Source organism: Hyphomicrobium facile (assembly GCF_900116175.1).
Lineage (GTDB): Bacteria > Pseudomonadota > Alphaproteobacteria > Rhizobiales > Hyphomicrobiaceae > Hyphomicrobium_B > Hyphomicrobium_B facile.
Map to the genome: position 1 here is coordinate 203,481 of NZ_FPCH01000004.1, position 23,943 is coordinate 227,423.

20 protein-coding genes and 1 tRNA gene are annotated in these 23,943 nt (G+C 58.6%); 13 read left to right on the forward strand and 8 right to left on the reverse strand.

The window, feature by feature from the left end:
• The first annotated feature begins 111 nt into the window (after window positions 1–111).
• The 3 genes from BM399_RS18940 (at window position 112) to BM399_RS18950 (ending at window position 3,410) form a co-directional block, all read left to right on the forward strand.
• A complete protein-coding gene (locus tag BM399_RS18940; protein ID WP_092869351.1) occupies window positions 112–999 on the forward strand; it encodes a tetratricopeptide repeat protein in 888 nt (295 codons plus the stop codon).
• 434 nt (window positions 1,000–1,433) lie between these two features.
• Window positions 1,434–2,096, forward strand: a complete 663-nt coding sequence (locus tag BM399_RS18945) for a ParA family protein (RefSeq protein ID WP_092869352.1) — start codon at window positions 1,434–1,436, stop codon at window positions 2,094–2,096.
• Between the two features lie 615 nt (window positions 2,097–2,711).
• Complete coding sequence (locus BM399_RS18950; RefSeq protein WP_143117872.1) at window positions 2,712–3,410, forward strand: phosphatase PAP2 family protein; 699 nt, start codon at window positions 2,712–2,714, stop codon at window positions 3,408–3,410.
• 136 nt (window positions 3,411–3,546) lie between these two features.
• Here BM399_RS18950 and BM399_RS21435 read toward each other — a convergent pair whose 3' ends face one another.
• Entirely contained in the window at window positions 3,547–4,209 is a 663-nt protein-coding gene (locus BM399_RS21435; protein WP_244531371.1) for a hypothetical protein, read from the reverse strand.
• A gap of 14 nt (window positions 4,210–4,223) precedes the next feature.
• On the opposite strand from BM399_RS21435, the gene BM399_RS18960 reads away from it, so the two are divergent.
• Window positions 4,224–5,837 carry an alpha/beta hydrolase family protein gene (locus BM399_RS18960; protein WP_143117873.1) on the forward strand — a complete coding sequence of 538 codons (1,614 nt, stop codon included), beginning with the start codon at window positions 4,224–4,226 and terminating at the stop codon, window positions 5,835–5,837.
• Window positions 5,838–6,690: 853 nt separating this feature from the next.
• On the opposite strand, the gene BM399_RS18965 is transcribed toward BM399_RS18960, so the two are convergent.
• Window positions 6,691–7,677 carry an alpha/beta hydrolase gene (locus BM399_RS18965; RefSeq protein WP_092869356.1) on the reverse strand — a complete coding sequence of 329 codons (987 nt, stop codon included), beginning with the start codon at window positions 7,675–7,677 and terminating at the stop codon, window positions 6,691–6,693.
• Window positions 7,678–7,865: 188 nt separating this feature from the next.
• Here BM399_RS18965 and BM399_RS18970 point away from each other — a divergent pair, with 188 nt between their 5' ends.
• Window positions 7,866–8,792, forward strand: coding sequence for a LysR family transcriptional regulator (locus BM399_RS18970; protein ID WP_210186980.1), 927 nt, complete (start codon window positions 7,866–7,868; stop codon window positions 8,790–8,792).
• Between the two features lie 590 nt (window positions 8,793–9,382).
• Here BM399_RS18970 and BM399_RS18975 read toward each other — a convergent pair.
• Window positions 9,383–10,348, reverse strand: a complete 966-nt coding sequence (locus tag BM399_RS18975; RefSeq protein WP_092869358.1) for an AraC family transcriptional regulator — start codon at window positions 10,346–10,348, stop codon at window positions 9,383–9,385.
• A gap of 150 nt (window positions 10,349–10,498) precedes the next feature.
• On the opposite strand from BM399_RS18975, the gene BM399_RS18980 reads away from it, so the two are divergent.
• Window positions 10,499–11,020, forward strand: coding sequence for a YkgB family protein (locus tag BM399_RS18980; RefSeq protein WP_092869359.1), 522 nt, complete (start codon window positions 10,499–10,501; stop codon window positions 11,018–11,020).
• 706 nt (window positions 11,021–11,726) lie between these two features.
• On the opposite strand, the gene BM399_RS18990 is transcribed toward BM399_RS18980, so the two are convergent.
• From BM399_RS18990 to BM399_RS19000, 3 genes are all read right to left on the reverse strand, one after another.
• Window positions 11,727–11,803 (reverse strand) — tRNA-Pro (locus BM399_RS18990).
• A 74-nt stretch (window positions 11,804–11,877) separates the two neighbouring features.
• Window positions 11,878–12,399, reverse strand: coding sequence for a DUF192 domain-containing protein (locus BM399_RS18995; protein ID WP_244531372.1), 522 nt, complete (start codon window positions 12,397–12,399; stop codon window positions 11,878–11,880).
• A 22-nt stretch (window positions 12,400–12,421) separates the two neighbouring features.
• Window positions 12,422–13,021 carry a cold-shock protein gene (locus BM399_RS19000; RefSeq protein WP_092869362.1) on the reverse strand — a complete coding sequence of 200 codons (600 nt, stop codon included), beginning with the start codon at window positions 13,019–13,021 and terminating at the stop codon, window positions 12,422–12,424.
• Between the two features lie 585 nt (window positions 13,022–13,606).
• Here BM399_RS19000 and BM399_RS19005 point away from each other — a divergent pair.
• Both BM399_RS19005 and BM399_RS19010 read left to right on the forward strand, forming a co-directional pair.
• Window positions 13,607–14,047, forward strand: a complete 441-nt coding sequence (locus BM399_RS19005; protein WP_092869471.1) for a VOC family protein — start codon at window positions 13,607–13,609, stop codon at window positions 14,045–14,047.
• Entirely contained in the window at window positions 14,041–15,300 is a 1,260-nt protein-coding gene (locus BM399_RS19010) for a TIGR03862 family flavoprotein (RefSeq protein WP_092869363.1), read from the forward strand. Before BM399_RS19005 ends, BM399_RS19010 begins: the two co-directional genes overlap by 7 nt.
• 116 nt (window positions 15,301–15,416) lie before the next feature.
• Here the strand turns inward: BM399_RS19010 and BM399_RS19015 are convergent, their stop codons facing one another.
• Window positions 15,417–16,370: an ATP-grasp fold amidoligase family protein gene (locus BM399_RS19015; protein WP_143117874.1), complete on the reverse strand. Its 954-nt coding sequence runs from the start codon at window positions 16,368–16,370 to the stop codon at window positions 15,417–15,419.
• A 239-nt stretch (window positions 16,371–16,609) separates the two neighbouring features.
• Between BM399_RS19015 and BM399_RS19020 the strand changes: the two genes are divergently transcribed.
• The 5 genes from BM399_RS19020 (at window position 16,610) to BM399_RS19040 (ending at window position 22,046) form a co-directional block, all read left to right on the forward strand.
• Entirely contained in the window at window positions 16,610–17,314 is a 705-nt protein-coding gene (locus tag BM399_RS19020; protein ID WP_092869365.1) for a sulfotransferase family 2 domain-containing protein, read from the forward strand.
• A gap of 441 nt (window positions 17,315–17,755) precedes the next feature.
• Window positions 17,756–18,565, forward strand: coding sequence for a phosphoadenylyl-sulfate reductase (locus BM399_RS19025; protein WP_092869366.1), 810 nt, complete (start codon window positions 17,756–17,758; stop codon window positions 18,563–18,565).
• A complete protein-coding gene (gene cysD, locus BM399_RS19030) occupies window positions 18,562–19,467 on the forward strand; it encodes a sulfate adenylyltransferase subunit CysD (RefSeq protein ID WP_092869367.1) in 906 nt (301 codons plus the stop codon). Before BM399_RS19025 ends, cysD begins: the two co-directional genes overlap by 4 nt.
• Window positions 19,467–21,002 carry a GTP-binding protein gene (locus BM399_RS19035; RefSeq protein WP_092869368.1) on the forward strand — a complete coding sequence of 512 codons (1,536 nt, stop codon included), beginning with the start codon at window positions 19,467–19,469 and terminating at the stop codon, window positions 21,000–21,002. Before cysD ends, BM399_RS19035 begins: the two co-directional genes overlap by 1 nt.
• Window positions 21,003–21,245: 243 nt before the next feature.
• Complete coding sequence (locus BM399_RS19040) at window positions 21,246–22,046, forward strand: sulfite exporter TauE/SafE family protein (protein ID WP_092869369.1); 801 nt, start codon at window positions 21,246–21,248, stop codon at window positions 22,044–22,046.
• A 133-nt stretch (window positions 22,047–22,179) separates the two neighbouring features.
• On the opposite strand, the gene BM399_RS19045 is transcribed toward BM399_RS19040, so the two are convergent.
• Window positions 22,180–23,910: an NADPH-dependent assimilatory sulfite reductase hemoprotein subunit gene (locus tag BM399_RS19045; protein WP_092869472.1), complete on the reverse strand. Its 1,731-nt coding sequence runs from the start codon at window positions 23,908–23,910 to the stop codon at window positions 22,180–22,182.
• Window positions 23,911–23,943: the final 33 nt, after the last annotated feature.

The window sequence follows — 23,943 nt, forward strand, 5'->3', positions numbered from 1 at the left end:
CATCGGCATCGGCGCCTCATCATCATTTTTTGTCGCGCGAAACCATTGTGCCGATGCCTCATTTTGCGACCCATTCCTCGGCGAAAAAAAAACTTCGCGAGGAATGGGACAATGACACAGCACTATATGATGGTCGCCACGGGAACAGCCGCCACGCTGCTGGCGACAGCGCTACTTCTCTTTCGTGTTAAATTGCACGGTCACCGGCCGGCAGTGGCGCTCGTCAGACGCTGGATCGCGGTGAGCTTTCCCTCATCCGGTCTCGTATTGCTTCCGCTCGCTGCGATCGCCGCCCTTTGTTTTGCAGGCGTCGCTCAGAACGAGTTGAGCTCTTCCAGCGCCGGAGCATCCCTGAGTGATACGCCGTCCGCGCCGCATTCGGCATTCGCCTCTGACGATGACTCGAATGCGTTGGAGTCTCTGCGAGCATACGCAAATTCGATAGACGCGCATCCGGAAATGGGGGCGGCTCAATCGCCCGCTTCAAACGCGGTCGATTTGCCTGACGTCGATACGATGATCGTGAAGCTCGTGACGAGGCTCGAAAAAGATCCGAACGATGTGAACGGCTGGAAAATGCTCGGATGGTCTTACCTCAATACGGATAAGCCAGACGATGCGGCCAAGGCCTACGAAACCGCCCTGAAGCTCGACCCCGGCAATGTGGAAATCAAGAAAGCCCTCGAGCAAATAAAGTCGGCGCACGTCGCGGCAAGTAATTCGCCGTCCGCTTCAACATCAGAGCCTGCCACAGGGGACACCGCTTCTCAGCGGAACGACATGATCCACGGCATGGTCGACAATCTCGCCGCCCGGCTCGAAGCCTCTCCGAACGACGAGAACGGCTGGATGCGCCTTATGAGTTCGCGCATGACCCTCGGCGAGAAGGACGCTGCCAAAGCAGCACTGACGAAAGCCCTCGCGGCCTTTGCAAACGACGCCGCTGCAAAGACCCGTCTGACCTCCGCAGCGCGCGAACTCGGCATCGACGCCGAATAGTCAGCTGGCCGCCAGCTGAAGACAGGTCGTCGCGGCGCGTAACGGACAACTGGTCGCGACCCTACCTGGGTAGTTTTCAGCCGGGGTTACTCCTGGACAGACCACGTCACTCTGAAGCGTGCTTCCAGCGGAGAGCGCAGGTTCCCTTGTGACCTGAAGAGTTCGGCGCATCCACTTGATGCATAACAATTTTGCGGCAGCAAGCCATTTCAAGACCGCGAACTCACGCCGGTATGTCAAGTCAGTCTCAGCTTCAATTGCCCGAGACGGAAAACGCGGCCCGATGGTCCATTCGGCGACCATACGCCACGAAGTTTCAGGACAGAGCGCTCAACGCCTTCCCTCACACATCCTTGCGTCTCTTCAGGTAACAGTCCATCACACATGGCGCAGGAAAGAAGACGGATCAAAAAGAGCGCACCTAGGGATCACGAATGCCTTTGATCGTGTCATTCGTCAGTCAAAAAGGCGGCGTCGGCAAAAGTACGCTCGCCCGAGCCCTGGCCGCAGTCGGCGCGACGGGCAAGCTGAAGGTCAAGCTCGCAGACCTTGATATCCAACAGCAGACTTCGGTCCGATGGGGAAAGGCGCGTAAGCAGAGAGGGACTGCCTCTCCCATCGACGTCGGAGCCTTCCGATCATTCGACGATGCGCTCGCAGATAGTGAAGCTTTCGATCTCATCATCGTCGATACACCGGGCCATACGAGTCCATCGACAGGCACGGTCGCCCGCGCCTCTCACATGGTCGTGGTGCCGACGAGCGCGACCATTGATGATTTGTATCCGACTGTTCTGCTCCTCCGCGCCCTTGAGGAAATAGGAATTCCTCAAAGCCGCCTGGCAGTCGCCCTCTGCCGTGTATTGGAACCAAGCGAGGAGAAAGTTGCGAGGAACTACGTTGCTGCGGCGGGATACGAATTATTGCCCGGGTTCATCCCAGAACGCGCATCGTACCGAAATGCGCAGAACCGTGGACAAGCGCTCACCGAAACCATCGACGGAACCGAAAACGAGTCGGCGGATGCGCTCATAGAAAGTCTGCTAAGAAAAATAGCCGGACAATCTGATAGAACGCGAAATTGGAGCGGCGACTGACGTCAGCCTCATCCCCACTTGACAACCTGCTGCCCCACCACAGGCTCAAGGAAGAAGCGGGACCGGGCGTCGATCAGCGTCAGCGAAGGCCGTAAGTCGAGACAACCCCAAAAACGAACAGAGAGACGAAGACAAGGCCAACAAGTACGCTGAAGATCGCACCCGTCCTGTTTGGTCGGGGTGAAAAGTAGTCCCCCGAATGCGAATAGTAATTCATGGGCACCTCACGATCAGCCAAGACTTGTCCGAATCTAAGCGGCTAACAAGTCCTTCTTCTGTAGGATAGAGTTTTGGGCCGAAGGCCGGCATCACACGGGCCTTCAAATGGCTTGCCGATCCCAAATCTCCCTCCTCGCGATACTCGATTTCGCTAGCGTCCCGCAATTCACGAATTTTTCCGCTCCCTGCGCGGCCCCTCTCTGGAACGGGTTTTGTCACTCTGTGTTGGGAAGAAAGAAAGACCGTGAACGAACCGGCCGGCACGCCCGCGCCAGGATGTTCCAACGCCAGACATTGGTCGGCATTTTCGGCCAGTCTGGAAAATGATTGCTTGCCCGGGCAGAGACAATCAGTTGTCCGCGCATAGCTTTCATCTAGACCTTGCGAGGCAAGGACGTGAATGCAGTTGATGCCCAAGTGATGCGCGTACTTGGACAATACGCTCATAGATCTGAAACCGCCGACCGATTCATCATCGGCTTTCTAGGTTTGGGCAGCATCAAGCTGCTGCCAATCGTGGCCTTGGTGTGGGCGTTGTGGTTCCGCAAGCATGAAAGAGAACTGAACCGATCCGATATTGCCTCTGGTTTGATTGGTGTGATAGCAGCATTCGTGATCAGCCGATTTTTGCAGGATATTCTACCCGAGCGACCACGCCCCTTCTTTTCGGGCGCTCATGATTTCGTTCTTCCGTTTTACGCTGACGACCGTGGGATGGAAAAATGGAGTTCATTTCCAAGTGATCACGCGGTCATCAGCTTCGCGCTCGCAACCATTATCTTCTTGATCTCTCGTCCTCTCGGCCTTGTTAGCTACTTCTGGTCATTCTTCGTCGTCTGTCTGCCAAGGGTCTATGGCGGGCTTCACTACGCAAGCGACATCCTCGCGGGAGCGTTGATCGGGATCTCGGCTGTCGTTGTTTCTGTCAAAGCCTTTTCTAAGTGGCCCTGGCTAGCTCAACGACTGCTCGCAATGGAGATGAAATATCCAAGCGCGTTCTACGGCTCCGCATTTTTTTTCTCGTATCAGATCGTCACCCTTTTCGACGACTTCCGCAAATCCGCTCAAGCAGTGGGAACACTGTTTCTTTGGTAAAGGATACAGACCGCAGAGCACGGAGCGCTCATGTTTGGCCGCAAGTTCCGCCGCCCACGGCCCAAGACCGTCGATGCGTGCGCCCTGCGAAAGGTGTGCGGCAGCGCCGGGCCGCCGCTTGACCACGAATAAGGGATCAGGGTTTCTTTTTTTGAAGGTCGAGATAATGCAGATCGAGACCGTAGATTTCTTTCCGGCGCGCGTTTAGCTGCGAGATCAGGGCAAAAATCGAGACCGTGTTAAACAGCAGCACGAGGCCGCCTGAGATCGCAAGGGCGAGCATGACGTCACCCGAACCCGCGTAGTCACGCATTTCATAGAAAATGAACGCATATAGGGCCCAGAGTACCGCGACACCGACTAGTGACCAATTCCGATCTGAAGAGAATTTGCGCTCAATTCGGGGATCTTCCTCGAATGGTTTCAAGACGTCCTCCATGATCAAATGTTTATTGTGCCCAGGGTCTTCAAAACGCTCAAAATTTTGGGCCGCAATCGATGCGCGTACAGTGGCACTTCGGGCTCCACCGGTTGACGGACAGGTCATATAGTTTTTCAGTAGTTCACGGAGCCCGACGGCGAACAACGGACGCCGTCCAGACGGGGAGCGCCCAAACGTCAGCATAGAGATTAAGTGATTTAATGCAAATATTTTAGACTTATTGCGCTGCATCAGCGACGGCCGCTTATGCGGGACACGCTCATCAACTGCGTCGCCCCACGGGCGAGGCTGAATGATCTTGAAATAATTCGAGGTAGTTCCCGCTGCGCGAACTTTGTTCTCGCTCTCCCAAGACATCGCGAGAATCAACTGTGACTGTTCAAGATTGCCGGAATTGGCAATCGCTGACCCGAGCCCAACAGCTTGCGAAGCGGCATCAGAACTGGGGAGAGGTCGTCATGTTGTTGAGTAAGACTGGAAGTAGCGGGCGCGGAGGCGGGCTCACGCTTGGTGCCACCCTTATATGCGCCACGGCCGCGACGGGCGCATGGGCGGCGTCCAACCAATCCACCATCCCAAGCTTCTATCCGACGCCCACGCGCCACTACCTGAAGCACAGCGTGAATGTCTGCGACCAGGGCAGCTTCTTCGTCGGCGGCATGCTCAAGCGGACCTACTACGAGCGTTCCTCGGTGCGCAGCGCTAATCCCCAGGTCGTGATGATCGGGCAGATGTACGTCCAGTTCCAGATCCCGATGAAGTTCAACGATTACCCAGTCATCTTCGTCAGCGGCGGCGCACATACAGGCGCGTCCCTTGAATCGACACCGGATGGCCGCGAAGGCTGGGCGCCCTACGCGTTTCGCAAGGGCATCCCAACCTTCGTCGTCGACCAATCCGGACGCGGACGCTCCGGTTTCGACGTGAGCGCTATCCACGAGGGCGTCGCCAAGCTGACCGATTCAGATCCTTCGAACGATGCTGAAGGACGCGCCCTTATTCCCAATACGCTCGTCTTAGGTCCGTCAGATTGGTGGCAAGGCACGTTCGGCCATCTGGTTAACCCTCAGACGGGTCAACCGACCAATGGACCTGGCACCGCCAACATATTTGTCGACCAACTGGTCCCGCACGGGTGGAGCCCGCTCGATCCCGACACCACGCACAGGCCAGGCGTAAAGCCGCAGTTCCCGATCCACACGACGAGCGCGGAACTCATTCCTCCCAATCTCATTCCCAAGGGAGAGCAGGTGCCCGGCACGCTTGCGGGACCGAAGGATTACTATCTCCTGCACTATTGGCGCCAGCTCGTACCGAACGCGGAGCAAACGCTACCGGGCGGACAGTGTCCGACGTGCACGCCCACGACAATTAGCGCCGGTGGGTTTGCAAGCGGACATACGTGGACGCCGGTAAATGTCGCCGAGCTGGTCGAGCAGCTCGGCAAGATCTACGGCGGTGCAGTGATCGCGACGCACTCGCAAAGCGGGCCGATCGGGCACCACGCGGTCCGCTACTTGAAGCAGAACGGCGCCCTGAAGTACCTCAAGGGCCTGATTACCGTCGAGGGCACGCCCGTCACGCTTGCTAACGCCGGCCTGACGGAAGCGGACTTCGACGACATCCCGTATGTAGTGGTGAAGGGTGACTATTCGGCGACGAGCGCGCAGTCGCAAGACATCGTGAATGCGCTCATCGCTCGTCGCAAGGCTCGCAATGGCAGCGCCGCTGTCGAGTACATCAAGCTGGACGAGGCGCCGAGCAATGCCAATGCCTGGCCCTCTCCGCTGAAGCGACCGGTCATGGAGGGCATCACCCACATGATGATGGACGGCACCGACGAGGGTCTCGGCAACGACAGCAACGACATCATGCAGGTCATCCTGAACTGGAGCAATTCGCGCATTCCTAAGATGAAAAAAGCGATTTCGTGCAACAAGGGCGATGACCGCGATCGTGGTGGGCACGGGGCCAAGCGCCGCTGACATCTGGCAGCCCCGATAGGCCAAGAGGCTTTATTCCCGCCCGGAGAAATCTGGGCGGGACCCGTCACCTAGCTGAGCGCTGTGTGGAGGGTACCCGAACATCCATCTTGGCTCCATTCGCCCTCATGCCATGATCGCGGGGCCGGCGATGCTCGTCCCTCGAGCACCTTCAAAATAGGTCACTTATTGACAACGTGTGATGTCCGCATCTGGCCCGCAGCGGAGATCGGGAGGGAACGATTGTTCGGTCTGATATCAGAATAGGAGCCGAACATTGCGTCGACGAATTTCTGGTAGTCAGCCGGAAATGTAAAACCGACCACGAAAATTTCCCGGATATTTCGGGGACTTGGTGGGTGATCACGGGCTCGAACCGTGGACTCGCTGATTAAGAGACAACGCGATTTCCAATGAAATCAAAGGGGTTTTACATCTCCACGTCATCAGCAGCGCTCATCAAGCGTCAAGAGTGATCACGGGTATCGCTCTTTTTACAAAAATTGAAGACCCGTCCGCTCCCGACGCATGAGCAGAAGTCGGGCAGCCCGAGGCTCAAAGTCTGCTTTTTGACCCAAAGCAGAACTCAGCCGCGCCGACAACAGTGTCTGCTTTCGGACGCAAAGGGACGACGGCTGGTATCCGGAAGCTGAAATCCGGCATGAAGTAAGCTCGGATTGGTCGCCGCAATTATGTCTGCATGGATCGCCGACGGCGGTTCAGATCATTGATGATTCCCACTGTCCGCGCATGGGGTGCACCAACGAGCCGCTTTGAAGGCGGATGGAGCCGGACATCGGATGCACGATTAGCGTGGCGCAGCGGACTCTCTCCAACTGCGCCACGAACACATCAATTACTGCCCAATGTGCGCGCGTATGCCTTCGCTCGCCTGCCGGAGCGCTGCCTGGGTCGAAGGCAAGTCCCGCAAGGCGTTGAGCAAGACGAAGTCGTGGATGGTGCCGTTGTAGCGAACGGCATCGACGCTCACGCCGGCGTCCTTCAGCTTGCGGGCATAGGCCTCGCCTTCGTCGCGCAGAGGATCGTTTTCTGCAGTGATAATGAGCGCTGGCGGAAGACCCTTGAGTTGATCAGGGCTCGCTCTCAGCGGCGAGACGTAGGGCAGGTTCCGCGTCTTCTCATCCGGTGCATAAAGGTCCCAGCCGTACTTCATGAATGCCCGCGCTAGGAAACGCCCAGTCGCAAAGTCCTTGTAAGACTGGGTGTCGACGCTTCCGTCGGTGGCCGGAATCAACAGCACCTGATAGCTGATCTTCGGCCCGTTGCGATCCTTCGCCATCAAAGTCAGTGCGGCGCTCATATTGCCGCCGACAGAATTGCCGGCTACGGCGATACGGCTGCCATCGGCGCCGAATTCGCTGGCGTGAGCGGCGGCCCACTTCAGAGCGGTGTAGCACTCTTCGGGCTGCGTGGGATACGTGGCTGCAGGAAGCGAGGTATATTCGACGAACACACCGACCTGACCCGACCCGACCACAAGGTCGCGCAGCAATCGCTTGTGGTTATCGAAATTGCCGGCGATCCAGACGCCGCCGTGAATGAAGAAGAGTACTCCGGGCTTACCGGTCACATGCTCAGGCGTCATGATGTAGATCTTCACGCTGCGGCCGTCTTCGGTAATCGTTCTCTCGACCGTCTTCACTCCAGATACGTCGACAGGCGTTTTGCTTTGCAGGCCGGAGAGAATGTCCTGCGGCTTAGGCTGAGCCAATTCCCAAAAAGGACTCGGATCCTTGTTCAAATCTATGAGCAGCGCACGAACTTGCGAGTCGATATGCGGATCTGTTGCGGGGTCTACCTGAGCGGAAACGGGCGTGGTCATAATGCAGGCTCCTATTAAGATCGTAAAAGTAAGGCTGGCGATCCGGATCATGGCTTATCCAATCTAATTTGCTGCCGGTGCGGCAGTCGGATACGCCAATCGCTTCATCCGCACATCAACCAATCATCAATAGAGACTATAATTGCCACTTATGAGATATTGAGCAGTGCAATGACATTATGGGATTGATGATGGTCGACCTTAAAAGCTTCGATTTGAATTTGTTACGAGTGCTAAATGTCTTGTTCGAGCTACGGAGCATCACAAAGACAGCGCGGCGGTTAGGAGTGAGCCAGCCGATGGTAAGCATTTCATTGAAAAAACTTCGCCAAAGTCTAGGCGACGAACTATTCGTGCACTCCGGTAGCGAAATGATTCCGACCGCGCGTGCCTTGGCTTTTGAGGAGCCATTGCGCAACATAATCCAGGAAATCCGGCACCAGATTCTTGAGGAGGCCGCGTTCGATCCCGAACGCGAAGGCAGCGTACAGATTTGTTTATCCGATATCGGAGAACTCGAATTCGTTCCCAATCTCGTGCGCCGGGCACAACTCGAAGCTCCAGGAATGGTTATTCGATCTGTAGTGGTCGATCCGCCCGAATTGGCGCGTAGACTTGAATCCGGTGAAGTTGACTTGGCCATCGGGTATTTTCCCGATTTGGTATCAAGCAACTTTCAACAGCAATTGCTCTTTGAACATCGTTTCGCATGCATGGCACGCCGCGGACATCCGGATATTCACGACCAGATATCAATGGACGAGTTTCTGTCCCTACGCCACGTAGTGGTCGAACATCCGACGCGCCGCCGTGATCTTTTCGAATTGACGCTGGATAAGGCGGGTTTGTCGCGCTCGGTGGGGCTCTATTTGTCGAACCACGTCACCATGCCATTTATCCTTCAAGATTCCGATCTCATCGGAACGATACCGAGGCCGTTGGCGAACAAGTTGGCGCCATTGTGCGATCTGCAGATTTTCGAACCGCCCCTCGTCACCGCCCCGATTGTGGTCAAGCCGTTCTGGCACAGGCGCTACCAGCGCAGTCCGCGCCACACTTGGTTGCGCGGAATCATCCGCGAGATTTCCCAGAACAAGCCGTATCTGACGGCGTAGATCGGTGCTCAGCAGTGAAGAGCGGCTCGCTTGCGCGCAAAAGAGCGCGAGCAGCGCAGCAGCAAAAAGGCGTTAAGACGGCGGAGCCGAGCGCGTCTGAAGCTCCGGTCCATCCAGGCACCGTCACTCGGAAGATGCCGGATTGCCAAACTTTCCGATAAGTCCCTGAAACATTTGGTGGGTGATCACGGGCTCCAACCGTGGACCCGCTGATTAAGAGACAACGTGATTTCGAATGAAATCAATGGGGTTTTACACTCCCATGTCGTCACGAGCGCTCATCGAGCATCAAGAGTGATCACAGGCACTCAATCGTTTTACATCAATCGCAACGCAACCCCGAATTGGTCGACGTCCGTCCGCTTTGCCGAGGAAACGGACCTACGATTCGATCCGTCGTGGTGCACAGAGGATGCTTTCGAGGTCGCCTTCTGCAATTCCGAAAGCGGACATTCGCCCAAGTGCAGCTTTGGGCCAGAAGTGAAATGTCGGGTCATGGTCTCTGAGTGAAGTTACCGCTTTGGGCTTCTATTTACGAAACGGAGCCCTAGGCGCCTCTTCTGCGGGGACATCGCACCGCAGCTTGTAAGTCACCTCGAACTCTTTGCGTCCATCGCCGCTCGACGCCGGTACTCTGCCGGCGTGAATCCGACGTGCTGCTTAAACGCCCGCTGGAATGCAGCCTCGGACTGGTAGCCTACATCCTCGCCGATCGCCGCGACCGAGTTGGAGGTGGCTCGCAAGGCGTTTGCCGCCGCTGTCATGCGCACATCGGTTAGCAGTTCCGTAGCGGAGCGGCCGAGGCTCTGCTGGAACTGGCGGATGAACGTGGCCCTCGACATTCCGCAGAGGCTGGCGAGTTCCGGCAGGGTCCAAGGGCGACCTGGAGCAGCCAACATGGCCGACAAGGCTCCGGCTAGGTGCGGATGGCCGGCCAGCGCAAGCAATCCGGTAGGAGCGTCACGATCCTCGCTCGCAAGGCGCAGCGTGAGAGTGAAGAGCACTGTCGACAAGGCTCCAAGCATAGCTTGACCCCCAAGGTTCTCCTCCGCCGATTCCGATCGCATCAAACCCACTAAGTTGGCGAGCCGAGCTCGCGCGCCGGGTCTAGCTGCGATCGCCGAGTGCTCAGCCGCGTTGACGACCAGACGCGGTGGTAGATGATCGTGGATCAGGCGCGCGTGGGCTGCTGAGAAGATAAAGCGGCCGCAGAGCATATCGAGCCGCTCGCCGTGACCATCATTTTCATCGACCGTGATCGTGGCGCCGATCCTCTGCCGGATGGGCGATGCGGATCGGCCTCCGCCGTCGTGAAGGACGTGCGCTGCCCCCCGGGTCAAGAGCAGGATATCGCCGGCCCTTAGTGCTCGCGGAGGTTCGCCATCGGCCCCCTCAAGGATCGCAGAGCCGGCGAGGATGACGTGGTAGGGGATTTCCCCTGGCTCCGAACTCGCGCTCTCCAACCGCCACGGCGCAGCGAAGAAGCAGCGGTGCTCAGCTCGTCCGGTGACCGGTACGATGTCCAGCAACCGGCTCAGCCAATCTATGTGCTCCATCGCGCAGCCTCCGTCTGAGACGATGGAGCATATAATCGAGCCAAACCAGCATTATCAATCTCATTTTCTGAACTATTGTGACACCCATCGGCATCAACGCAGATGCGATCCGTCCCCCGGCTCGTCCGGCCTGTTCAGAGGAGAAAACAAATGAACGCCATCGCCCAACTTCTCGGCCGCTCAGGCCTCCTGAAGCCTGACCTCGATTACAACCTGCTCCGCGCCGCAATGGTGATCATCTTCGCGTGGTTCGGATACGACAAATGGTTCGAATCGGAGATCAGAGGGCTGTTGCCTATCATTACCCATGGCCCGCTCATCTCTTGGACGATCCCGGTGTTGGGAATTCGCGGCACCGCCATTTTCCTCGGCGCCTCGGAATGGATCTTTGGCACGTTGCTGCTTCTGGGTTTCTGGAACAAGAAGGCCGGCATGCTCGGCGCGCTCGGTGCCACCGTCACCTTCATCTCTACCCTCACGGTCATGCCGTTCGTGCCAGACGCATGGGATGCCGGCGCCGGAGGCTTTCCGGCGATGACAATAAATTCGGCCTTCCTTCTGAAGGATCTGGTGCTGCTCGCCGTCTCTGTCTACCTCCTGAAGGAAGACGTTCAACGGGTCCTCGACGAAGACGCTCCAAGGCTGCCTGCCGGTGCGAACGTGAACGCTTGAGTTGGCCGCCGGCGATCAGGCCGCGCATCTGAACGGCTGCCATCCACCTTGATATCGAAGAACCAGGGTAGGCAATTCCGTAGGCACCTAATCCCCTTGGGATTGGGTGCAGTACCCGGGGGTGGCAACTACCCCCGGGAGATGCCGACCCTTAAGTGGCACAAGCTGATGAAGGATGCGGAAGCATTCGCCGCCAACGTCCTGTTCAAGTTGCTGATTAGAACTCATCGATGTCTGCTTTCTCCGCGTCGCGGACTTCGACGCCCAACGCTCAGTCACGGCCGTCATCAAGTTCGCGGATGTCGGCTGTTGGGATTAAGCAGAAATCGCTTTGCATCGCCGATTGCGAGCGCGTGGTTCTTGCTGATGTCCGCAAATGTATAGGAGCGGAAGTTTTCGCCGGGGATTTTGAGGAGTCAGCGGAAAGTGTAAAACTTAGTGCGAAAATTTCCGCGAAAACTCAGCCAGTTAGTGGGTGATCACGGGCTCGAACCATGGGCTCGCTGATTAAGAGTCAGCTGCTTCGATCGAGACCCTAGCAACCTTTTCGAGATGGTCGAACACTATGCGCGCGAGGTTAGCCAGAGGAAGCTCGCGGTGGCTGCGATCGCGAAGTGGGAGAACGCCGAGCGAACCGAATTTGTACAACGGGACAGCTCGCCTTGTACAACGCCCCCGGTCGCGATCAGCAAGTCTCTGAAATTATTGGTCGGGGCGACATGATTCGAACACGCGACCCTCTGCTCCCAAAGCAGATGCTCTACCAGGCTGAGCTACGCCCCGACATCGCTCTCATCTGCCGCTTTCGCCCGCTAAGGTCAAGTCGCGGCTAACGAAAGCGGTGCGGCATCCCGCTTTCACGGCCCCGCCGCACCGGAAAAAATCGGATAACGCACTTTGTCGCCGGCTTTAATGCCGAGCCGCGACGCCGTACCCCCCGGAATTTCCAGAACCGCGAGCACGGTCGCACCCGACGAAATCACCCGATCCGATAGCGGCTCAGCCCCCTCCTCGATCCGCGCAATCGTACCGTCGGCGCGAATGAAAAGCATATCGAGCGGGATGTACGTGTTGCGCATCCACATCTGCAAACCGCGCTCGGCCGAATAGGGGAAGAGCATGCCCTCGCTCTCTCCGAGCGACGTGCGGAACATGAGCCCCAGCGCCTTCTCCTGTTCCGTCGACGCGACCTCGACGGTAAACGGATGCTCGACCCCGCCTTGAGCAGAAACGATCGTCAACTTGTCCTGGCGCATCTTGGCGTATGCGGCCGGAACGAGATCGATCAACCGGTTGAGAACTGGGAAGCTCGCCGCGAACACGGGCAGAAAAATAAAAAGGGCCACGCAAATCGCGGCCCCCTTCGTTGAACTCGACATGACTGTCGCCATCGTTCCCGCGTCAGTTACGGGACGGCAGCCCCGTCGGCACACCGTCCGGCCTGAGTTCCGCAGCCATGCAGCCCTTCGATCCATAGCCCCAGCGGACTTGGACGATCTGGCCCGGCCGTAGCTCAGTGAAGCCGAAGCGGCGCAACGTTTCCATGTGGCAGAAGATATCGGGCGTGCCTTCGCCGCGGGTCAGGAACCCGAAACCGCGTACGCGATTGAACCATTTCACGTAAGCCCGGCACCAATCGCTTTCCGGCTGCACGATGACATGGGTGCGTTGCGGAAGCTGCGACGGATGTATAGCCGAGCTTTCGTCCATGCTGAGAATTCGAAATGCCTGCATGCCTTTTGGCCTGCGCAGAACTTCGCAGTGAAGGCGTGCACCTTCGTAAGCTGTTTGAAATCCACCGGCCCGGAGGCAGGTGACGTGCAGAAGTATGTCCGGCAGGCCATTGTCAGGAACAATGAAGCCGTAGCCTTTCGAAGCATCGAACCATTTGATTGTTCCGGCGACCTCGAAAACTTCGGCCGCCGCGTCGTCGAGCGCTTCGGGACCAATCGGACCCGGTTCAAAATATTCTGAAAGCCCGGGACGTTTATTATCCCCCATACTTGCTTACCCCGCGTGTACTGTGCGTCAAACGATAACGAGTATTCCGCGGTTGCCGTCCTCGCGTCCGTTCTGGAAGAGCCCTCTTCAGAAGCGAACGCTGAAACGCAACTGCGCAACGACGTAAACCATAACACTGGCTCTGCCCGGAACTAGGGGCAATATTTTGGCCACTCCCCCTTGACCGCGAGTTGTGGTGCCTCAATCCACATCGTATGTCACACACTAAGCCAATGATAACCTGTAAAAAAACGCAGTCGTGATTCATCCCCAGTTTCGATTGTGTGCGCAGTTCGGTGCAGAATTCCTCCACATGCGTGCATAAGTTTTGCACTGCGAATCATCGCGACGTGATTCGCTCATCTCGTCTTGTTTCCCATGAGCTTCCGACATGCCGTCGCGCATGCAGAAGCGAAAGTCTTCAATGGTCATCCACAGTTACGCAAAAACGCGAGATAAGGCGACCCGGTGCCGCGAGACGTTTAGAGCCGCACTGTGGCACAGCTGCAGCGCATGAATTCCGGCGCGCGAATTTTGCCGCTGACGACTTGCAGCAACCTCGGAAGTTCGAAGGAAAGGGGAGCGATGCGCTACTTGCACACGATGGTCCGCATCAAGGAGATCGCGCCGAGCCTGAAGTTCTACTGTGACGCTCTCGGGCTGAAAGAAATCCGTCGCATGGAAAGTGAGAAGGGCCGCTTCACGTTGATCTTCCTCGCAGCGCCAGAGGACGAAGCGCGCGCCCTGAGCGAAAAGGCGCCGATGCTCGAGCTCACCTATAATTGGGACCCCGAAGACTACGGATCGAGCCGGCACTTCGGCCACATCGCGTTTCAGGTGGATGACATCTACGCAACATGCGAGCGGCTCAGGGCGGCCGGTGTCACGATCAACAGGCCGCCGCGCGACGGACACATCGCGTTCGTGCGCTCGCCCGACCTCGTCTCAATTGAACTTTTGCAGAAGGGCACACCCTTGGCCCCAACTGAACCGTGGGTCTCCATGCCGAATACGGGAACATGGTGAGCGCCGCAGCCCCCCGCGACGTCGCTGTCATCGGTGCGGGACCCGCCGGTCTCTATGCCGCCGAGATCATTGCGAATGCCGGACATCGCGTCACCGTTTACGAGCGCATGCCCTCACCCGCCCGCAAGTTCCTGCTCGCCGGACGCGGTGGCCTGAACCTCACGCACAGCGAACCGCTCGAAAGTTTCCTGACCCGATACGGGACGGACGCAGAAAACGTTCGCGCCATGGTCGAGAGCTTTCCGCCCGCGACCCTCATCGAATGGGCGAACGGGCTCGGCGCCGACACATTCATCGGCTCGAGCGGGCGCGTCTTCCCGCGGGCGATGAAAGCCTCCCCTCTTTTGCGCGCGTGGCTGCGCCGTCTGGGCGAGCTCGGTGTCGCGATCAAAACGAGGCACCGCTGGACCGGCTTCACGCCGGAGCGCGAGCGCGGTCTCCTTTTTGAAACACCCGAAGGAACCGTCACGGCGACGCCTGACGCAACGCTCTTCGCGCTCGGAGGTGCAAGCTGGCCGAAGCTCGGCTCAGACGCGGACTGGGCCGGGACCTTCAGCGCCGCAGGCATTCCGGTAACGCCGCTTGCTCCCGCCAACTGCGGCGTGCGGATCGCGTGGTCCGAGATCTTCAAATCACGCTTCGAAGGCGCCGCATTGAAGCGCATCGCGCTCACTTGTGCGGGTGCCACGACGCGGGGCGAAGCCATCGTGACCAGCGCCGGCCTCGAAGGCGGAGCGATTTACGCGCTCATACCGCACATACGTTCGGCGCTACACTCAGGGACGAGCGCAACACTCGCCATCGACCTGAAGCCCGACATGGATCAGTCCGTTTTGGCCGAACGGCTCGCTAAGCCGCGCGGCAAGGAAACGCTGACGAACTTTCTGCGGAAGGCGACACATCTCGATCCGGTCGCGCTCGCCCTCCTGCGCGAAGCAGGCACAAGCCTCCCCGCCGGAAGCGAAGCTCTGGCGGCCCGCATCAAGTCGGTTCCGCTCTCGGTCGCAGGCCTTGCCGGCATGGAGCGCGCCATCTCCACCGCCGGCGGCATCGACTGGGCCGCCCTCGATCGTGACATGATGATCAAGGGGCACCCCGGCGTCTTCGCAGCCGGCGAGATGCTCGACTGGGAAGCGCCGACCGGGGGCTATCTGCTGCAGGCGACATTCGCAACCGCGACGCGGGCAGCAAACGGATTGCTGGCTTGGCTCGCACGAGAACGCGGTGGTCCCGGGCTAAATTCGTTGTCGTGAACATGCAGCGCCTTCGAAAGCCACTGCTCGTCGAATGCCGCGATCTGAATTCGCTCCAGTAAATCCCAAGGGGACTAACCGGAAGAAGGCGGCGGAACCATCTGCCGCTCTGGGGGCTAAGCCACTAGACCTTTTTCAACGCCAAACATATGCCTTGATATGTCGATTTCGGCCTCTACCGGGATAAACGATTGTCCCCCACCCGCGTGGCTATGCGTAATTTCTCCGACGAAAAACTCCTTCTCGTCCGTATAAATATCCAATCGCACGAAAGAGAAGTAGGCTGCTATCGCATTTGCCACCGCTTTTATCTCGTCGAGATTTTTTGGTTTTTCGGCCAGTTCTGCAAGCGGGTAGCCCATGGAGCAATTGCAGTCTTGCCATTCAGCCGTATAAATCCTTCTCCTCCGAGAGGTCTTCGCAAATTTGTTGCCGTATTGCCTAATGATAATTTTGACTTCGCCATTATAGCAAAACAGGCTCAATTCGTAAAACTCGCGCCCATCGAAAACCGGTGACTCGACGATGATTTTCGGCCGCAAGTCCCTGTAATTGCCCTCGCGCTTCTTTTCATAGTAGCTGTGATTGAGCCACTCACTCAAAACATCATAGTTTATTGGCTCACCATTTTGCCTGAATATATTGCGGCCAGAAGAGTGCGTCGCTTTGATAAAGCACCGCTCCGGAAAACGAAATGCCGCCAGATCAGCGTGAGATCTTATAACCCCTATCGTAGGGACGTTGTAAGAAGGACCAACGACACCGCTGATGAAGATTTTTGCCAGCTCCTTGTCCGTTGTAAAAGTCCTGGCCGGATCGAGCAGTTCTGATCCCGATTTAATTCGGTACAAGACATCGCTGAAGACCAATCTTCTGATCGGGTATCTTCGGTGGTGTTTGATGAACTTGGCTAAAGCATCAATTCGATCCTTAAGCCGACTGCTAGGAATCGACCATACGGCAATTGCCAAAAGACAATACGGTATTGTCAGCTTGAGAAAATGGAAGACCATTGTATGCCCCACACCGGCCAAAACCGGCGACCGGAATTGGGCGATGTATGTCGGCAAATTGGCCTTCGGTCCAGAGCATAGCGGAGCGGTGTCACCGGGGCGACACGTCGCAGCAAAATCTATCGAATCCGCTTTCTGACTATCCTTGTGGAAAGCATTTTTTCGAATCGCCGCTTGTGCGGCGCCGAATTATACGAGGCCATGACCCACAGCATGACCCACAGACCGTGCACTGCTAAGACTTTAACCGATCCTGACGCACGCGGGGCGCCTAGGAAGGACACGAGGCATCTACAATGATCGTTTCACACGCTCGACGCTTCATCTTCGTCAAGACCAGCAAGACCGCCGGCACGAGCATCGAAATATCGCTTTCTGAACTTTGTGGAGCGGACGACATCATCGCGCCGGCGAGAGAATCCAAGGAACGAAAATACCCGGCCTACCGGGCCCGCAACCTTGCAATTCCACTTTATCGCGCTGCGTATGTGTCGCTTCCGATACCTCCGCTCTCCCCCGTCTCCAAACACTTTCGATTTCGCAAGGCGTTTTACGAACACATGCCCGCCGTCCGAGTGCGGCGCGCGTTGCCCAAATCGGTGTGGGACAGCTACTTCAAATTCACCATCGTTCGCAATCCATACGACCGGGCGTTGAGCCAATACTTCTGGAACAATCGAAAGACCAGCACGCATACCAAGGAAACGATCAACAAGTATCTTTTGGAAAAGTCGACGCCTTCCCTGCTGACGAATTGGTTCATGTATACGTCAGGGGGCGACGTGCTAGTCGACCATTTTATCCGCTACGAAGAACTGGAGAGTGGTTTTCAATCCACGTTGAGTCGATTGGGCATCGACCAACCGCTCACACTGCCAAATGCCAAGGGCGGAGTACGTCCGAATGAAATCCATTATCGAGATGTCATCACTCCTGCGGCCCGTCAGCATATTGAAAGATTTGCACGCCCCGAACTGGACCTCTTCGACTACGCGTGGTGATTGAAAAGCGAAGCGATCGCCGTTGGCCTCAAACTGGCCGCTCTCTCAGAGCCGATGCTTGTCCGGGCAGGCGCGCCGCTATTGGGCGGGCGCAAACCTGCCCGAGGGTGGCGATGGGCGCCAACCCGGGGCCATCTGCTGCAGCCAACCTTAGCAACCGCCAAGCGGGCCGCAAACGGACTGGTCGCCTGGCTCGCCCGGGCGAACCGCCAGAAGTTGTAGGAGCAGCAGCCCCGCGGCACCCTCCGCTTCCTCCCACCCGAAACGGAGACCCGGAACGGCCTGTCGCAGGGCCCAAACGCATCCGGGTTCTACGGACCTCGACGGCGACAAAAACGCCTTCCAGCCTTACATCCCGGAATAATATCCTATTCTTATTTGTGAAAATGGCTTCTCAGGGGAATGATTTACCCCTATGTATCCCAGCACTGGAGGCCTTCCATGACGCTGTTCGAAGCACCCGCGTCCGCTCCTGGCGGACCGGCGGGCAATGATCATTCCGCGCCGCAACATGCGGTTGCCGCTGACCTTGACGCGAAGCTCGCGAGCTTGACGACGCTCGAGGAGCGCCTCGCCGCCATCCGTGCGGCCATCGACGGCACGATCGCATTCTCGACGAGTCTCGGCATCGAGGATCAGGCGATCACGCACGCCGTGGCGACCACAGCAACGAACATCGACATTTTCACCCTCGATACCGGCCGGCACTTCCCCGAGACGCTCGACACGCTGTTCGAAACCGAAGGCAAGTACGGCATCAAGATCCGCGTGATGTTTCCGGACTCAGCCGAAGTCGAGGACCTCGTTTCGAACGACGGCATTTACGGCTTTCGCTATTCCATAGAAGCGCGGAAGGCCTGCTGCGAAATACGCAAGGTCCGCCCGCTCAATCGCGCGCTCGAAGGCGCAGCCGCCTGGCTGACCGGCCTCCGCCGCGAGCAATCGCAAGGCCGCTCGCACGTACCGTTCGCGAGCTACGACGCGGGCGCCAAACTCATCAAGCTGAACCCCATCGCCGATTGGACGCTGGCTCAGCTCGAAGACTACGTGGCGGGGAACAAAATTCCCGTCAACGCACTCCATGCCCAAGGCTTCCCGTCGATCGGCTGCCAGCCGTGCACGCGCGCCATCAAGCCCGGCGAAGACATTCGCGCCGGGCGCTGGTGGTGGGAAAACGAGAACGGCAAGGAATGCGGACTTCACACGCAGTCCGAAGACCCCGGATTTGAACCAGAGGACCGCGCCGCATGACGGCTTCGCCTTCACATCTTGATCTACTCGAATCCGAGAGCATCCACATCTTCCGCGAGGCGGCGGCGCAGTTCCGCAAGCCCGTGCTGATGTATTCGATCGGCAAGGATTCGACCGTTCTCCTGCACCTCGCGCGCAAGGCGTTCTTCCCGCAAGCCGTGCCCTTCCCGCTCCTTCACGTCGATACGACGTGGAAGTTCCGGGACATGATCGCATTCCGCGATCGCACGGCCCGCGAACTCGGATTGAATCTGATCGTCCACACGAACGAGGAAGGCATCAAGCGCGGGATCAATCCGATCGATCACGCGCCGTCGATCCACACCGACGTGCTGAAGACGCAGGCGCTGAAGCAGGCGCTCGACAAGTATGGCTTCGATGCTGCGTTCGGCGGCGCCCGCCGCGACGAAGAAGCAAGCCGCGCGAAAGAGCGTGTCTTCTCGTTCCGTGCCTCCGGCCACCGCTGGGACCCGCGCAAACAGCGCCCCGAGATGTGGCACCTGTTGAACGGCCGTCTCGGAACCGGCGAGACCGTCCGCGTCTTCCCGATGTCGAATTGGACCGAAAAGGACGTCTGGCGCTACATCCTGCGCGAGAAGCTCGAGGTGGTGCCGCTCTATTACGCCGCCGAGCGACCGACGATCGTCCGCAACGGACAAATCCTGATGCAGGACGACCAGCGCCTCCAACCGCGCGATGGCGAAAAAGTCGAGATGCGAAAGATCCGCTTCCGCACCCTCGGCGATTATCCCCTCACCGCCGCCGTCGAATCCGACGCCGATACGATTGAATCCGTCGTCGCTGAAACCATCAACGCGCAGACTTCGGAACGCCAAGGCCGCTTGATCGATCACGATCAGGCCGGCGCAATGGAAAAGAAGAAGCAGGAAGGCTATTTCTGATGTCGGTGCACGCACTGCATAAAACGGAAGCCACGCAGAAGGCTGCCCCCCATCTCGAAGTCGTGCCCAATCTGGTGCGCGAGCTTGGCGGCATCACGCATCTTCTGACCTGCGGCTCCGTCGACGACGGCAAATCGACCTTGATCGGCCGCCTGCTTTGGGATGCCTCCGATCTCTACGAGGATCAGCGCGAGAACGTGCGCCGCTCCGGCCGCAAGGCCGCGGGCACCGATCTTCCCGATTTCTCGATGCTGCTCGACGGCCTCGTTGCTGAGCGCGAGCAAGGCATCACGATCGACATCGCCTGGAAGTATTTCGATACCGACACGCGCCGTTTCGTCATCATCGATTCCCCCGGCCACGAGCAGTACACGCGCAACATGGCATCGGGCGCGTCCCACGCCGACGTCGCGATCGTGCTCGTCGACGCGCGCTCGGGCGTGAAGAAGCAAACGAAGCGCCATACCGCGATCCTCGATCTCGTCGGCGTCAAGCACGTCGTGCTCGCCGTCAATAAGATGGACCTCGTCGGCTGGTCGGAAGACGTGTTCCGAAAAATCGAGGCTGACTTCCGCACGCTGTGCTGGAAATTCAATTTCTGGGACGCGACCGCGATTCCGCTGTCCGCCGTCTTCGGCGACAACGTATCAGCCGGCTCCGGCAACATGCCCTGGTACACGGGCCCGACGCTGATCCAGCATCTGGAGAAAACGCCGAGCCGTACCAGCGAAGCCGGCTCCGTCTTTCGCTTTCCCGTGCAGACCGTGCTCCGCGACGGCCAGGATTTCCGCGGCCTCGCCGGCACCGTCACGTCAGGCTCGGTGAAAGTCGGCGACATCGTCGTCGATGCCCTGAGCAACGCCAGCGGCAAGGTCATCCGCATCGCGACGATGAACGGCGACCTTCCAAGCGCCTCCGCCGGTCAGGCCGTCGCCCTTCAGCTCGACGTCGATATCGACGTGTCGCGTGGCGCCGTGCTGTCGGCGCCCGAGATGCGTCCCGTTCCGGCACAAACGATCGAAGCCCGCTTTGTGTGGCTCTCGGAAGACGCATTCAGCCCGACGGCCGGCTATCTCTTGCGGACGTCCACCGACCTCATCCCGATCTCCAACATCGAGATCAAAGCGCTCCTCGATCTCGAAACGATGGCGTCGCGTCCGGCGCGCAGCTGCAGTGCGAACGACATCGCGATTGCGAAAATTTCGCTCGGCCGTGCCGCCTCCATCGACGTCTTCACCGAGACGCCGGAAACCGGCACGCTGTTGCTCGTCGATTCCGTCACCGGCGCAACGATGGCCGGCGGCATCGCGACATCCGTCAATGCCAAGGCGGAACAACCGGCCGAGGGTCACTTCGTACTGAAGCGCGATATGCTCGCAAACGGCCTCAATCGCGACCTGTCGATGAGTTCGAGCGATCGCGAGGAGTTCATGCGCCGCGCCAACGAGGTCGCGATCATTCTGCGCTCGGCCGGCGTCTCCGTGGCGATCGAACCGCCGCCGCCGGTCGATGACGGGATGGACCCGGGCCTCTAAGCCGGCTGCCAACCACGCGCAGCCGTGTTGCATCGCGCGAACGCACACCAGCAATGTCATCCTCGGGCTCGTCCCGAGGATGCATTAATCCAATAGCTCGATGCTGCATGGCGCGATGGATCCTCGGCATAGCGCCGGGCTGACAACCTGACCTTGGTTCCGCGCTATATCAGCACAAAATCCGCAATTGCAGATCGGGGTGATCTCGCGTAGGTCAGTCCGTCAACCGCGCAACGGAATCCCATGCCCGAATTCGATTTGCACACCCTGTGGCCAATGGTGATTACGGGCGGCTTCGTCGTCGGCTTCCTCGTCGGTATGACGGGCGTCGGCGCGGGCTCGCTGATGACTCCCTTCTTGATTACGAATATCGGTGTGCCGCCCGCGCTGGCCGTCGGCACCGACTTGCTGTTCGCCTCCATCACCAAGGCATCGGCCGCCTGGCCCCATCACAATTTCGGAAACGTCAATTGGCACCTCGTCGGCTGGCTCGCGTTGGGCAGCGTCCCCGGCTCCGTCGCGATGCTTGTCGTTCTGCACCTGCTCAATCCCGACACCGCGGCGCTTGCTCATTTCATCAAGCAGGCGCTCGTCGCGGCGCTTGTGCTGAGTTCACTCGCGATCCTGATCTATCCGTTCGTCGTTCGCGGCCATGCCCACGTCGGCGAACCGGTAGAGATCAAAGTCCGCCGCTTGCCGACGATGCTGCTTGGCTTGACGCTCGGCTCTATCGTAACGCTGACGTCGGTCGGCGCAGGCGCCATTGGCGTGGTTATCTTGACTCTGCTCTATCCGATGCTCCGCACGCGCCGCCTGATCGGCACCGACATCGTGCACGCAGTGCCGCTGACGCTCGTCTCGGGCCTTGGCCACATGTCGATCGGGAATACGAGCTTCGAACTCTTGGGACTGCTGCTCGTCGGCTCGATCCCAGGCATCGCTATCGGATCGCGCTTGACCGGGATTCTACCCGATCAACTGCTGCGTATCTTCCTGGCGGCGATCCTCTGCTTCGCCGCCTACCAGCTCTCGCTGAAGGCTTAGCTGGCCGAAAAAAGCCCGCGCAGAATATCATCCCCGCACAGGCGGGGATCCGTCCAGGCTTCTGTTCTTCGCTATTCAGGCTTGGATGGATCCCGGCCTTCGCCGGGATGACGAAAGAAACGGTTCAGGGCTCCTAAACCAGCTTCACGTCGCTGTGGAACTGATTGCCGGCCGGCGTGATCGCCACGGCGCCATGCCGGATCGCGAAATCGCCGAAGTGCTCGCCCTTCTCGCGCTCTTTCGAATAAGCGATGAACAGCGGCTCGAGCAGCGAAACGATGCGCTGCTTGTCGACATCCTGCGCGTAAAGCTTCGACAGTCGCGACCCGTTGAACGCCGCGCCGAGATAGAGGTTGTAAAGCCCCGGATTGCGGCCGACGAGGCCGATCTCCGCAAGATACGGCCGCGCGCAGCCATTCGGGCAACCCGTCATGCGGATGACGATGTCGTCATCGTTGAGACCGGCTTTGTCGAGACTTTCTTCGAGCGCGGTGACGAGATCGGGAAGGAAGCGTTCGGCTTCCGCCAGTGCCAAACCGCACGTCGGCAGCGCGACGCACGACATCGCATTGCGCCGAAGCCCCGACGACACGTCGAGCGAAACCCCATGCGATTTGAAGACCGCCTCGATCTTGGACTTAGCTTTGGCCGTGGCGTTCGCGAGAATGACGTTCTGGTTCGCCGTGCAGACGAAATCGCAGATACCGAGTTCAGCGATCTCGCGCAGCGCCGTACGCAAGGCATAGCCCGGGCGATCCTTGATGCGCCCGTTCTCGACGAAGAGCGTGAGATGCCAGGCCTTGTCCGAAGTCTTCTTCGCGTCGATCGTTTGCCGCCAGCCGATTTTGTCCCCCGTGCCGGTGAACTTGAACGGCTTCGGCTTCTCGAACTTGAACCCGAGACGCCGCTCGACTTCATCGCGGAAATTATCGAGCCCACGATCTTCGATCGTATACTTCAGTCGCGCCCGCGCGCGGTTTTCGCGATTGCCCCAGTCCCGCTGAACGGTGACGACCTTTTCGGCAACGTCTATCGCCTGATCGGGCTTGCAGAAGCCAAGAAGATCCGCCGTACGCGGGAAGGTATTCGTATCGCCGTGCGTCATGCCCATGCCGCCGCCGACGGTAACGTTCCAGCCGACGAGTTCGCCCTTCTCGACGATGGCGATATAGCCGAGGTCGTGCGCATAAATATCGACGTCGTTATCGGGCGGCACCGCCACGACGACCTTGAACTTGCGCGGCAGGTAATGCACGCCGTAGATCGGCTCTTCGTCTTTCTTCGCGGGCCGCGACGCGTCTTCGACCTTCTCGCCATCGAGCCAGATCTCGTGATAGGCGCCCGTTCGCGGAAGCAAGTGCTCGCTGATCGCCTTGCCGAGATCGTAGGCTTGCTTATGCGCCTTCGACAGATGCGGATTGGCCGCCGTCATCACGTTGCGATTGACGTCGCCGCAAGCAGCCAGCGTATCGAGGCAGATGTCGTTGAACGACTGCATCGTGCGCTTGAGGTTCGACTTGATGACGCCGTGAAACTGGAATGTTTCGCGCGTCGTCAGCCGCATCGTGCCGTTCGCATACGTACTCGCGATGGTATCGAGCCCGAGCCATTGCTTCGGTGTCACGACACCGCCCGGAATGCGCAGGCGGATCATGAAGGAGTAAGCCTTCTCGAGCTTCTTCTTTCCCCGCTCGCCGCGAACGTCGCGATCGTCCTGAATGTAGGAGCCGTGGAACTTGATCAGCTGCTGATCGTCTTCCGCGATGGCGCCTGTTTCGACTTTGAGCAGACCCTCAGCCAGCGTACCGCGCAGCTGATGACTGTGCTCTTTGATGATCTCGTTCTTCGAACGCTTGTCGGTCATTTCGTATTCCCCGGCTCCCTTCGGCCTCGGCGG